Origin of the sequence: Brachybacterium sp. GCM10030252 (assembly GCF_042666535.1) — a bacterium.
GTDB lineage: Bacteria > Actinomycetota > Actinomycetes > Actinomycetales > Dermabacteraceae > Brachybacterium.
Map to the genome: position 1 here is coordinate 227,756 of NZ_JBHTDM010000009.1, position 13,199 is coordinate 240,954.

Below are 13,199 nucleotides of genomic sequence, written 5' to 3' on the forward strand. Positions count from 1 at the left end.
CCCTACAGCTCCGCCTTCTGTGCCACCTGGCGCTTGATGCGCACCAGCATCCCGGCCATGCCGTTCAGCCGCAGCGGGCTGACCACCTCGGCGAGGCCCAGCTGGCCGGTCACCGCCTCCGGGGTGTCCAGCACCTCACCGACGGTGCGACCGTCCAGGGCCTCGGCGAGGATCGAGGCGAACCCGCGCGTGGTGGGCGCCTCGGCCGGGGCCGAGAAGAACAGTCGCGTCGTGGCGTCCCGGCCGGTGCCGTCGACCTCGGTGGCCAGGAAGATCGGGGACTGGCACTCCGGGACCGGCTCGAGCAGCTCAGGATGGCCCGCATAGCGCTCGGGCAGCTCCGGCAGGGACTGGGAGAACTCCAGCAGCAGCTGCAGGCGATCCTTCCCGCCGAGGGCGTGGAAGTCCTCGGCGATCTCGGCGAACGCCTCCGGCAGCGCGGGTCCGTCCGTCGCGGCGGTCATCGGGAGGGCACCTCGCCGGGTTCGGTGCCGACGGCGATCGGCAGACGCACGGCATTGCCCCATTCGGTCCAGGAGCCGTCGTAGTTGCGCACGTTCTCGAAGCCCAGCAGGTACGTCAGCACGAACCAGGTGTGGGCGGAGCGCTCGCCGATCCGGCAGTAGGCGATCACCGGGGCGGAGGTGTCGAAGCCGAGCTCCTCGCGGTAGATCTGCTCGAGCTCCGCGCGGGGCTTGAAGCGGCCGTCCTCCTGGGCGGCGCGGGCCCACGGCACCGACCGGGCCGAGGGGATGTGCCCGCCGCGGACGGTGCCCTCCTGCGGGTAGTCGGGCATGTGGGTGCGCTCGCCGGAGTACTCCTGCGGGGAGCGCACGTCGATCAGCTGACCGCCCAGGAAGCCCAGGACGTCCTCGCGGTAGGCGCGGATGGGGGCGTCCTCGCGCTCGACGACGGGGTAGCCGGAGGTCGGCGTGATGTCGGGGGCGTCGGTGGTCAGCTTGCGGCCCTCGGCCTGCCACGCGTTGCGGCCGCCGTCGAGCAGGCGCACGTCGGGGTGGCCGAACAGCTCGAAGACCCACAGGGCGTAGGCGGCCCACCAGTTGGACTTGTCGCCGTAGATCACCACGGTGGTCTCGCGGGTGATGCCGGAGGCGTCCATCAGCTTCGCGAAGCCCTCGCCGTCGACGTAGTCGCGGGTGACGGGGTCGTTGAGGTCGAGGTGCCAGTCGATCTTCACCGCGCCGGGGATGTGGCCGGTCTCGTACAGCAGCACGTCCTCGTCGGACTCGACGACCGCCAGATCTTCTGTGCCCACGGAGCCCAGATTGTCGGCGAGCCACTGCGTGGTCACGAGCTTCTCGGGGTGGGCGAACTCCTGCAGGCCAGGAGTGGGATCAGAAGCAACGCTCATGAGATCACCTTTCGAGGGTGGAAAGTACCCCTCCAGTCTGTCACTGCCCGCGGTGGGATGGGGAGGTCGTCAGCGTGGCGTCGGCGCGGTTGCTTCCCCCACACCGCCCGGGCTCATACGGTGGCCCCATGGAGAACCTGGAGCAGGAACGCATCGTCCCGAAGCTCGACCTGATCATTCTCGACTGCCCCGACGCGATGGAGCTGGCCACCTTCTACTCGAATCTGCTGACCTGGCGGCTGGAGGAAGGATCCGATCGCGACTGGGCGACCCTCGCCCCGCCGCGCGGCGGCATCACTCCGGAGAACCCCGACGGGGAGGCCACCCTCGCCTTCCAGCGGATCGACGACTACCAGCGCCCACCTGGCCCGGCGGTGCCCACCCCCAGCAGTTCCACCTCGATCTCTCCGTGCCCGACATCGACGAGGCCGAGCCGCAGGTGCTCGCCGCCGGCGGCACCGTGCACGAGCACCAGCCCTCCGAGAGCGGCAGCTTCCGCGTGTACCTCGACCCGGCCGGGCACCCGTTCTGCTTCATCCGCAGCGCCTGACGGGCCGGCCATGAACGGATCCGCACGATGAGTTCTCGTGCGGTTCATCCCCTCGCCGCCGGTCCGTGACCGGGCACTCCTAGCGTGGGAGCGCTACCACGCACGCTGCACCGAGGAGTCGCCCGTGTCCCCGTCCGCCCGCCACCGCCTCGTGGTCCTCTCGATCGACGCCATGAGCGTGGTCGACGTCCCCTTCGCCTGCACCCTGCCGAACTTCGCCCGGATCCTCGCCGGGGGCTGGGGGAGCGCGGAGGCGATCTACCCGACGGTGACCTACCCCAACCACACCGCCCAGACCACTGCGCGCACCGCGGCCGGGCACGGGATCTATGCCAACGAGAAGGTCCAGCCCGGGGTGCGCCGGCCGGACTGGTTCTGGGACGCCCGCGACATCGCCTGCCCCACGATCTTCGACCTCGCGAAGGGCGCGGGCCTGACCAGCGCGAGCGTGGGCTGGCCGGTCACCGGCTGGTCCCCGTCGATCGACATCGCCGTGCCGGAGATCTGGGACGTCGCCGGCCTCGAGCAGACGAAGGCGCTCGTGCGGGAGGCCGCCAGCGAGCGGGGCCGGGAGTACGTGGATGCCCACGCCGGCGATATCCGCTGGGACTCCAAGCACCGCTTCGGCCGCTTCGTCACCTCCGTGACGGCCGACATCATCCGCACCGAGGCGCCCGACGTGCTGTTCGCCCATATCGTCGACGTCGACGGCGCCCGCCACAGCACCGGGCGCTACACGCCCGAGGTGCGCGAGGCGTTCGAGCGGGTCGACGGGTGGATCGGCGAGATCCTCGACGCTCTGGAGGAGGCCGGCGTGGCCGAGGAGACCAACGTCGCGATCGTCTCCGACCACGGGCACGTCGAGGTGGGGCGCTGCTTCCGCGCCAACCGGGTGCTGGTCGAGGAAGGACTGATCCGCCTCGATGCCGACGGCGAGGTCGCCGAGTGGGACGCCTGGGTGCACGGCTGCGGGCTGACCGGCCAGCTGCACCTGAACCCTGCGGCCGACGCCGACACCCGCGAGCGCGTGCTCGCCCTGGTCGAGGACTGGGTCCAGGACCCCGAGATGCCGATCGCGCACTTCCACCCGCTGGCCGAGATGGGCGAGGACTACGGCTACTCCGGGCCCTTCGCCGGGGTGCTCGAAGGCACCAGCGGCACCAACTTCCAGAACGTGTGGGAGGGGCGTGCGCTGTACAACCGCCTCGACGAGGACTACGCGTTCCTCATCAGCCAGCACGGCCACCTGCCCGAGCAGGACATCCAGGCCGTGTTCGCCATGGCCGGGCCGGACATCGCGGAGGGGACCAAGTTCGCGCGCTGCAGCGTGACCGACGAGGCGGCGACGTTCGCGCACCTGCTGGGGCTGGAGTTCCCGGAGGCCGATGGGGTGATGGTGTCGGGGATTTTGGCGGAGTGGGTTCGTGAGGGCGCGAGCACGATCGAGATCTGAAGCCCGGATCCCGTCTCGTCGGGCCCGAATTGTCGGAGGTCGCTCATAGCGTTCACCACGGAGGTGGACGAGATGTACAAGCAATGCGGGAAGAACCGGTATCGCTCCGAGCAGCAGGCGATCAAGAAAGCGATCCTGGCGTCGAGGCGCGGAGGCTTGCCGTTGCGGGTCTATCAGTGCCCGGATTGTCGTGGCTGGCACCTGACCAAGCGCCGCCACTGGATCGAGAAGCCTAAGCCCGAGCGAATGCCGGAAGAGCGGCGCAGCAACGGCCATCGCGTCTCGTGTCCCTGTGGGCAGTGTGCTTGGCTTTGTGAGCCGGTGCTCGTGGGGTCGGGTTCCTGAGGCCCAAGACGTGGGGCCGCCGACGAACGGCCGGTTCTGACCCGGTGTCCCGCCGCCAATTGCCCTGCATCGTGCGGCGTATACCCTCGCTCGACGCCCAGGAGTCGCCCACGACGCGAGGCCAGGCCTAACCTGGTTCACGTCACTCCGGCAGATCGTCGGCGAGAACGAACCCTTCGTCGACGCACCGCTCCAGTGTTCGCCATGCGCGGGCCGCCTGACGATCGGAGGGAACGGCGCCGCTCATCACGACCTTGATGATGTCGAGATCTGTGGGACTCAGGACTCCCGCGCCGCGTGCCTCGTGCAACACGTCCGCCCACATCGACTTCTTGACTTTCATGACACGAGCGACGACCTCGAGGCCAGTGTCGATCGCCCGCTCCCTCTTCGCGTCGACTGTCCGCGCGCTGTGCTCCGCCGCACCTATGAGGTCCTCCTCGATGCGAGGGTCGATGGGGACAGGCTGCCGTTGCGCGCGCTTCCAGGCTTCCTCCTGCTTCGCCCATTGCGTGACGTTCGATTGAGGGCGGGTCGGGTCAGTCAGGACTTCGACCATCAAGCGTGCAATCGACACGAGGGACTCGCGGCTGGCGTCCGAGATCCCTTGCTGCCGCCACACCTTCTCGAGGTCGTACTTCGCCCGCGGATAGCGTTTCTCCAGCTCATGCGCGAACCGAGCAACGGCGTACGTCACGATATTGGCAAGATAGCCGGTGCTGTACCACTCGGATGCCATGATTGCGGCGCGCGTCTCGCTGTAAATGATCGCCTTGGCCACACCCGCGCGGAAGTAGGCGTCACCGAACTGGTTCTCGTCCTTCTCCCACAACTCGGACGCGAGCTTTGCGAAGGCCATGAAGTTGCTCTGCGCTCCGCGACTGACCTCGTGCGGCCGCTTGCTCCAGCTGAACGCGAACTTGGCCCAGTCTGTCTTGGTAATCCGCTGCTTCTTCGGATACTCGAGATCGAATCGCTTGGCGTGCGACGGCGGTCCGGCGTTGCGTTGATTCTCCCATTGCCCTCGGGCCCGCTCATAGAACCACTTGGACTGGACCTGATGGCCTTCGGGGGCCGGCGCGCGCAGACGCCGGCTGATCTGCTCGAGCCTGACGTGAAACGGACTGTTCGAGAACAGGTCAGCTTCGCTGACAGCGTTCTGGCTGTTCGCGTACCTCGAGATCGATGAGACGACATCAGTTGCCCCTTCCGGCACGACGGTGACGAGCTTCATCGGCACCGACACTTCGTCGACATCGGCGCCACGTTGTGTCCGAATGAAGTGGGCGAGGGACGCGGTAGTCTGACCACCGTTGACGATCTGCCAGTTGTGGAGCGACGTGATCCTCGGGCCCTCAGGCGTCTCCCTGACGACGACGCCCGTGGCCGTGGTCGTCAGCCCGTTGTTGTACGCGAGGAACATCTCGGGCTCGTTCGCGAGCGTTCGCTGAATTCCCCGGTTGACCTTGCCTCGCGCGCTGAGGAACGTGCGGACGTTCGATTCGAGCAACTGGCTCCCATACTCATTGAACACGTCTGCGAGAAGTCGTCCAGGGATGACCGCCAGGTACGACTGCGTGGACGACTCGTCCGAAGCCGCGGGAAGACAGGGAAGCCCGTCGGGCAACCACTTCGTGATGTCGACGTCGTAATCGTCCTGGCCACTCTCGGACTTCGCGAGGTCCTCGAACCGCCGGAGGTCCCAGATCGAGTAGGATGCCGGCCGCCCACACACCTGGTCGGAATCGATGGATCGGATCCGGTCGCTCATCGTGCCATCAGTCACCAGGATGAACTTGAACTTGACGACCTTACCGAGCGAATTGCGCGGGTCCCTTCGGAGGATGTCGCGGAAGTACTTCGCGTGCTCCGCCTCGCTCGAACTGATCTCGAGGTTCTCGCCAAGATAGCCGTCGGCAGACTGCTCGATGAAGCCGACCCCCGCCTTGAACGCGACTCGCGCGTCGGCCGTCGTCAGGGTCGCGTCTGGCACATCGTAGAAGGCCGAGCATAGGACGACGAGCGAGCTGTCTGCTGTGTCCTCTGCGTACCCGAGAATACGAAGCGCGGATCGACTTCGACCACGGCACTGGAGCGGCACGATCGTGAGGTCCTGAACCACCTCGGCGGACTCGAGGCGATCGGCCACCTCATAGCCGAATGCCTCAAGTCGAAAGGCGGAGTTTCCCTCCGCGCGGATGTGAATCGAGTTCGCGAACTCGTCGTAGAAGTCGGACAACGCTGTCTCCTGCTCAGTGAGGCTGTGCCCAATGCGAGCTCGAGGTGAAATCGCTGAGCTCGTCGATGTCTAGGGTGTGCGTGACGTCCTGCACGGCAGCGGGCAGGTCGTCAGGGCGAATGCGCGGGAAGTCACCGTGCACGGAGAACCATTTCCAGTCGCCCTGTTCGAAGTGATAGCGCTGGTAGAACGGGTCTTCTGCGTCGAATCCAAGGGCCGCAAGTGCCTTCGCGAACGATTCTCGCGCGGAGTGCGCCGAGTCCATCCAGTCTGCGACGTCCGCAACAAGGTCCAGCAGTCCGCGCCCTTCCCCTGGCGCGCACTTCTCGACCGGAAGGACTGCGAGCCGAAGGTCGTCGTCGCGAGGATCGAGCTGATCCACGCTGGCGATCTTGACCCGGTGATTCACTCGCCTTATCGACTTGACCTCGACGCAACGGGACTGGGACAGCACGAAGTCCTTGGCGATGCGATATGGCCCCTGCCACGCGGCCGCCGCGGCGTCGGCCGAGAGGCCAGCGTCCCGAAGCTCCAATAGCATGGCGAGCTCCGCGTACAGTCCGCGGATCTCTTCCCCCTTGAGGCGCCCGCCGCGAGAAGCGAACATCTCCCGAAGCTCTTCAAAGTGCTCGATCAGGTGCACCAGAGCATCTTCCGTCCGCTCGGCGTCGCTGCTCGCATCGAGGAGCGAGTCGACGATGGCCTCGAACATGACCGTGAGACCCTCGGACTCGGACTGGAAGCGCAAGAAGCGGTTGGCTGAGCCGGCTGGGTCAATACGGACTTCGATGCCGCGGGTTCCTTCGATATCCCGATCGAAATCTTGCGGCACTTTGACAAGCAATGCGGGACGGCCGTGCACGTTGAGAGCGTATGCGCTCAACACACGGTGGTGGAGTGGCACGGTCTTGAGGTTGATCCCAGCCAGCGCGAGCCTGAACTGCTTCTCAGGTGTCATTGCTCCTCCTCAGTGAGGTCCTCGCGATCGAACATCCCGAGCTCGTGGCGTGCGAAGACGCGGTTGATCTTCCACCTCACACCACGGCCACTCGCGATTTCTTCGAGCTCCTCCTCGGGTGTGAGAGACGGGGGAGCGATCACGATGGCTGCAACGGGGGCGCTTGGTGTCGCTGTGAACGGCGTCTGTCCAGCTTCGAACTTCGCGTCATCCTTGGGTTCTCCGATTACGGTATAGACGACAAGCACCGGCCGAGCGATCCTTCTGCGCACTCGGTACTCGGCTGCGTACCCGTCCGGATACTGCTGCTGAAGTCCCTCCCGGTCCGCCGCAGGCACCGTCTTGAAGAGGTCCCCGCTCGCGGCAACACGACGGTTCTTGAAGTGGAGCGCGTCGCCTTCGAGATACATGGTGTTGCGACGACTGGTCGCAACAGACGGCAGCCCCGGCACCTCCGCGTCGGGGCCTGTGCCTTCCATGAACGCGATATCCCAGTGCTCACTGCCCTTGATGTCCGAGAACTGGGCCAGGAGGGGGCTCAGCTGCCCCGGAACGGAACCGAGCGTGGGATCGGATCGATGGACCTTGAACGTCGTAAGGAAGTCCGCGACCACGTCACCTTCGACGCCTCGCCATACTTTGAGCTCGGACCTACCGCCCTGCGGTGGCTCGCCCAGCGCTTTATAGAGCGCGGCGACCGCTTCGAGGTTCCTGCGTCTCTCATCTTCGCTTTTCGGGAGGCTGTGTGATTCCCAAGATCTGCGGTTGAGGGAGACAACCCCTTCGAAGTCTTCGGCGTGCTGCATCTTTCGAGCGCTCGCTATCAGGAACCCCTCGGGGTGCCGCCGCATGCGAAGCCCGAACTGTTTCGGCGTGAGCTCCTTCGCCTCCATCTCGGCGAGAGAGTCGCGGAGCTCCTGCGAGAGCTCGGCGGTCCACCGGAAGAGTTCGGCCGTTGCCGGATCGATCCAGAGGCGGACAAGATCCTCGTAGCCGCGGCGGTATCCGAACCATCGGCCCATCTGAAGCAATGTGTCGGCGGCCGCCGCCCGACGTGCGTAGTAGCTCACCTGGAGGCCGTCGAGCGTCAGCCCGCGAGCGAGCACGTCGCCGCCGACGTACACGGTCGGGATGAGGGCGTCCGCTTCCTTCACCCGGCGGGGAGTCTGCGTCAGCCAACTGTCGCGTTCAGCCTTGGTGTCGCCGTTGATGAGTTGCGCTCGTAGCTCATCGGCCACGCCGATCAGCTCGGTGCGGACGCTCATCCATGTGACGTCGATGTCAGGGTAGAGCTCGTTGTAGACGTCTTTGAGGAGCTGGGTTCGCTCACTCATCCGGCTGCCCTCGGGCATACCGAACTCAGACGTGATCGCTGCGGATAACTCGCGAATCCAATCCTGCACGCGCTGGAAGACCTGTGCTTGGACTGCTTTGAACCGGCTCACATTGATGAGCATCGACGCGGGGCTGGCGTCGCCGTCGCGGACTCGGCGAATTGCCGTGCCGATGTAGAACGCCGCGACCGCCCGGCGCACTGATTCGGGCAACTCTTTGATCAGCGCGGTCGCCTTGTGAGCGTAGGGCAGCACCGCAAGGGTGTCGTCGACGTCCTCGACCAGGGCTGGGTGTGCCTCGCCCCCGAAGTACGCGTTGACCCCCTGGTAGTTCGAAGGGCTTTCCAGCACCTGTATGAAGTCGCGGGGGAAGAGGTCCTCTTCGATCTCGTCGTTGATGAAGATGTTCGCGAAGGGGGTTGCGGTGATACCCACATAGCTGTTGCGCGTCGACTGTTGGAGGAGCTTCCGAATCGCCGCATTGACGGCGGTCACGTTCGTCTCGTCGTTCGTGTTGATAGACGCCCAGTCTGCCTCGTCGTCGATGACGAGCAACGGGGGCTGGTCTCCGCCTGTCGGCATGGCGGCACTCAGGTACTGCGCCAGATTGTTGAGAACTGTCTTGTTCTTCTTCACGACGAAGAGGGTCGGTGTTCCAGCTCCGAGTGCGACCTGACCGGCTCGCTTGCTCCGCGCACTGAAGTCGGACTGTGTCGTCGTGAGCACGTTGATCGACAGCGGAAGGTGCTTGTTGATCTTTCCGATCCCGACGTGTGCGACGTCATTGCTCGCGATGTTGTCGGCGAGATAAGAGGAGTCGATCCCGGTCAGATCCGAGTCGATTCGCCTCTGCGTCTGGCGTCGGAGATCCTCGGTGTGGCCGCCGATGACGATGATGACCTTGAAGCCGTAGTCGATCGCCTTCGCCAGCAGACTGATGTAGGTTGCAGTCTTTCCAGACTGCACCTCGCCGATGGCGATGCCACGTCGCGTCCACTCACCCGTCCTGGTCGGGTCCCCCGTGAGGTCCATGATGCGATCCGTCTGGCGGTCGAGCGCATCGATCACTGCTCCTGACCATCCGCGTTGCACCAGCAGCTCGGCGTATGCCGTGGATCGAGGGAGGTCGACCACCGGCTTCCGATCCGCGAGCCACGGCGTGAACGTCGTCTTGTCCACGACGCCGTAGCCGTCCTCCATCACGACGTTGTACTGCTCCATCAGCAGATCAAGCACGTCGTCGACCTCAGCCGACGTGAGGTCGGATGCCACCAACGGCCCGAACGTCGCGGCGAGCTCCTGCAATCTAGTGAGCTCGATCACGTGCCCAGGATCGTGACGGATCTGGATCGCGAGCGTGTCGCGGAGCCTCGCGGCATCGGGGCTGAGTCTCATCGGGCTTCCTTCCACACCTCGGTCACGAGGTCGCTCAGGTTCTCTACGGTGTTGAACGGCTCTATCTTGCCGAGCGCCTCCGATATTCGTGCGGGGTCGGCATCGATCGCTCCTCCATCGCGAAGGGCCCGCAACCGGGCGACGATCGCGGTGTCGGCGAGGTGGGGCACTCCTCGTTGCTGGTTGTCCGCCATGCGGGCGTAGACGTCTGCGGCCGGAAAGCACGTCGCGAGGTCCGCGAGGAGATTGTCAAACTTTTCGACGCCACCTCCCGGCAGCGCCGAACGAACGGCCCGTACCGATGGGTGGTCGGAGTTCACGGCGTAGCGAAACCCGTCACGGTCCTCGATCACCTTCCAGTAGAAGGTGAAGTCCGCGCGCGCGGCCGATCGACCCCGGAAGGTGTGCACGCGGGCGCTCTTGACCTTGACCTGGTCGATGATCTGCCGGAACCGCTGTCGAAATGCCTGAGGCGGCTCGACGCGGGACTTCTTGATGTCCAGTTGCCAGTGGTGATCGAGCTCGGGCGGAATGTCGACTCGCACGCGGGTCTGCTTGCTCAGCTCGTCCTGCTTCGCGAGTCCAAGCCAGCCCCCTGCGCTGACGAGGCGTCGATTTCGGTAGACGTAGAACCCCTGGTGCTCGCGCATTCGCGCGCCGAGGTCCTCACGCTTCCTCTCCTTGGCGCTGAGGTTGCTGGGGTGCGGCAGGGTGAAGGACTCGACGATCACCGGGTGCCCCTCGATCGTCACGTTCTCGACAGGCGACACCTGAGTGCGTCGGTTGTCCTCGAGAAAGGGATCGATCGGATTCACCTTGATGCCGTTCACACTGAGCCAGAGGGGATCGCGACCTTCAAGGAACCGCTGGAACACGAGCCCCAGGTGGCCGCGCAACTCCCCGAGGCGTGAGCTCATCCATCCCGAGACATCGTGCGCCGCGGCGAGGAAGTAATCCAGGGACTCCCATATGACCAGCGTCCCGTGATCCGCGAGCCGGATGAGTTCGCTCCGAGGCGCCGCGTCGATATCCGTGTCCTCGAGCACGCGGATCGCCCAGCTTCCCGTGCGGAGAACGAAGTCGAGGTCCCACTGGAGTCCGGTCAGCTCCCCTTCGCGCTTCGTCAACACGGTGAGCCGCCGCCCCTGAGAGAGGGAAGCCGTCTTCAGGCCGAGACCAAACCTGCCCAGGTCTGTTGCTCCGCGCTCCACGTGCCTCGTGCCGGCGAGCTTGAGCGCATCGCGAGCCTCCCTGGCGTCCATCCCGGAGCCGTCGTCGAAGAAGCAGACGTAGGAACCATCTATCGTGTCAGCGAAGACATCAATGCGTTGCGCTCCCGCGGCGATGCTGTTGTCGACGATGTCTGCGACTGCCGCCTTGAAGGAGTACCCGACGGATCGCATCGACTCGAGCAACTCGACGCCGGGAACCAACTGCTCATCCCACATGCGTGTTTCCTGTCTCGCTCATGGGCATGACGCTACTCAGACCCACCGACAAAAGAAGGGCGTCCACCACATCGACGTGACCGCATCGAATTGACACACGCTTCGCGTGTAATCCTAGCTGAAAACTCTCATCGAGGGCCCGCGACGGCCTGCGCGGCGGTGTGAATCGGCCCGGGCTCGAGCTGAAGGAGTTAGGACGAGTTCGGAATCGAGCCGATCCGCTGGACCCAGCGTGTTGCAGGGGTCTAGGTCGCTCCGGGCACGTGCTAGGCCCGCCGGCAGCCCCCACCCTGAAGCGCCATTAGCGGGACGATGAGTGGAAGGCGGAGACCTCCCAGGTGCATGTCCCTAACTACAACGCGTTCGGTGCGAGGAAGTTGCATATCTTGATCAACCGTTAGAGCAGTACTCGCGCACGCGGAGACGTCGCGCGCTGCAGATCGAGCGCCTGGTGCGCTAACTAGGCTCGACACCGTGGCAACATAGTGTCATGCATTACACATGGTGGCTGACCCGGCCGAAGCGTTCACTTGCCCCAGTTCCGCTGGTCCTCACCGCCTTGACGAAGGGCGCGGGAGGAATGAACTGGGGGGCGGGTCGAACAGAGACCGGCCTTGCCGTGGAGGCCATGCTCGAGAGCGCCGGCTTGAAGCGTGTTGGCGATCGACGAGATCAAGGTGCCGGCGGAGCGCGAACCTACCGCGCTTGGTTGAAGTCTCTAGGCCTGATCTTCATGCGAGGCGACACCATGCATCTGACCTGGGCTGGGCAGGGGCTGGTGGAGGGCGAGGCGCCTTTGCCAATTCTCACCAAGCAGGTACTGACCTGTCAGTTTCCGTCGGCATTCACGTCGAAAGGTGCTTCCGCGGTCAGCGAGAACTTCAAGGTTCGTCCTTTCATTTTCCTGCTCCAATTGCTTCGAGATCCGCGTCTCGAAGGTCGACTCGTAGAAAAGGACGAGGTTGCCAAGCTCGCCGTCTGTTACGGCACGTCGAACTCACAGGCCGCAGTGGATGACGTTGCAGATCGCATCCTCTCGTACCGCCGCACCGGGGATGAGTCCTTGGACTCCGACTTTCTAGATAGATTCCGATCCACCCGTTCCAACGAATCGTCCCTAGATCAGCTATTCGGAAATCTCGCCGATATCGCCAACACTGCCGGCAATTGGCTCGGCTACACCCAGCTCATCACCCGAATCGATGGTACGTGGGAGGTCGTTTCGGGGGCCGAAGAAGAGGTCGACCGCCTCATCGAGCAAGCCTTGGGCACCCCATTGATTAAAGACTGGGACAATGAAGAGAAGTTTCAGCGGCGATACGGACTGAAGCCTGGCCAGGCTAAGGACACTCGGAGCTTGACTGACGCGCAATCGGTCACCGCAACGTCGCTGGAGCACCGAAGTATTGAAATCGCCTTCCAGGCATTGGCGGCTACCCGGCTCATCGAGGCGGTCAGTCCTGAGGTCGTTCAAGAGATCTCGGAGGGTACAGGTGCGCCTGCTGCAAGAGTGGACTGGGTCCTGGCGAAGAAGTATCCGAGCGGTGCCGTCGACGGCTTCATGAACTCTTACGCGCAGATGGCCTTTGAATCGCGTGAGAAGGCTACAGACTTCGAGAAGGCTACTACGTCTATCTTCCGGGATGTCTTCGGATTTGAAGCGAAGCATATCGGGGCCTACAGCGAAAGGCCCGACGTCGTGATCAGCTCACGGGAAGCAGGGTACGGGGCGATACTCGACTCGAAGGCGTACAAAAAGGGGTACTCGCTGGGGGTGTCTCAACGAAATAGGATGCGCGACTACATCGCAAACTTCGATGATTATGCGCTCGATTCAAACCCTCTCGCCTTTTTCGCGTATGTCGTTTCCGAGTACAAATCAAGCGTCGAGTCGCAGCTGAGGGTCGTTGCGGAAGAAAACGGGGTGGACGGCTGCGCAATCACGGCCCGGGATATTATCCGGATGGTGCGGAGGCACCGAGACAAGCCATACAGTCACGAAGAGATAAGGGCAATCTTCAGCGGGAATCGTCCCGTCGATATTTCGGACTTGGAGGAGATCTCCGAGGGTGCGTTCCGCTAAGAGGGGGCCATGTATTCCCGCG

At 64.4% G+C, this 13,199-nt stretch carries 8 protein-coding genes and 1 pseudogene; 3 read left to right on the top strand and 6 right to left on the bottom strand.

Annotated features, from left to right (window positions below; all coding sequences use genetic code 11):
• Positions 1-2: 2 nt before the first annotated feature.
• The gene (locus ACFQRJ_RS09680; protein WP_377018821.1) at positions 3-464 is read right to left on the bottom strand and encodes a SufE family protein; all 462 of its coding nucleotides are present in this window, start codon (positions 462-464) and stop codon (positions 3-5) included.
• The gene (locus tag ACFQRJ_RS09685; RefSeq protein WP_377018822.1) at positions 461-1,372 is read right to left on the bottom strand and encodes a sulfurtransferase; all 912 of its coding nucleotides are present in this window, start codon (positions 1,370-1,372) and stop codon (positions 461-463) included. Before ACFQRJ_RS09685 ends, ACFQRJ_RS09680 begins: the two co-directional genes overlap by 4 nt.
• A 197-nt stretch (positions 1,373-1,569) precedes the next feature.
• Between ACFQRJ_RS09685 and ACFQRJ_RS09690 the strand changes: the two are divergent.
• Positions 1,570-1,922 (top strand): annotated as a pseudogene (locus tag ACFQRJ_RS09690) (VOC family protein).
• Positions 1,923-2,046: 124 nt separating this feature from the next.
• Complete coding sequence (locus tag ACFQRJ_RS09695) at positions 2,047-3,375, top strand: alkaline phosphatase family protein (protein ID WP_377018823.1); 1,329 nt, start codon at positions 2,047-2,049, stop codon at positions 3,373-3,375.
• Positions 3,376-3,862: 487 nt separating this feature from the next.
• Here ACFQRJ_RS09695 and ACFQRJ_RS09700 read toward each other — a convergent pair whose 3' ends face one another.
• Genes ACFQRJ_RS09700 through ACFQRJ_RS09715 form a run of 4 tightly spaced genes read right to left on the bottom strand, consistent with a single transcriptional unit; the run spans position 3,863 to position 11,094 of the window.
• Positions 3,863-5,959, bottom strand: coding sequence for an AIPR family protein (locus ACFQRJ_RS09700; protein ID WP_377018824.1), 2,097 nt, complete (start codon positions 5,957-5,959; stop codon positions 3,863-3,865).
• A gap of 13 nt (positions 5,960-5,972) precedes the next feature.
• Positions 5,973-6,917, bottom strand: a complete 945-nt coding sequence (locus ACFQRJ_RS09705) for a PD-(D/E)XK motif protein (RefSeq protein WP_377018825.1) — start codon at positions 6,915-6,917, stop codon at positions 5,973-5,975.
• On the bottom strand, positions 6,914-9,646 hold the full coding sequence (locus tag ACFQRJ_RS09710) for a Z1 domain-containing protein (RefSeq protein WP_377018826.1): 2,733 nt from the start codon (positions 9,644-9,646) through the stop codon (positions 6,914-6,916). The genes ACFQRJ_RS09705 and ACFQRJ_RS09710 overlap by 4 nt, the downstream gene beginning before the upstream one ends.
• Entirely contained in the window at positions 9,643-11,094 is a 1,452-nt protein-coding gene (locus ACFQRJ_RS09715; protein WP_377018827.1) for an ATP-binding protein, read from the bottom strand. The genes ACFQRJ_RS09710 and ACFQRJ_RS09715 overlap by 4 nt, the downstream gene beginning before the upstream one ends.
• A 490-nt stretch (positions 11,095-11,584) precedes the next feature.
• Between ACFQRJ_RS09715 and ACFQRJ_RS09720 the strand changes: the two genes are divergently transcribed.
• Entirely contained in the window at positions 11,585-13,177 is a 1,593-nt protein-coding gene (locus ACFQRJ_RS09720) for a restriction endonuclease FokI C-terminal domain-containing protein (protein ID WP_377018828.1), read from the top strand.
• The last annotated feature ends 22 nt before the right edge of the window (positions 13,178-13,199 follow it).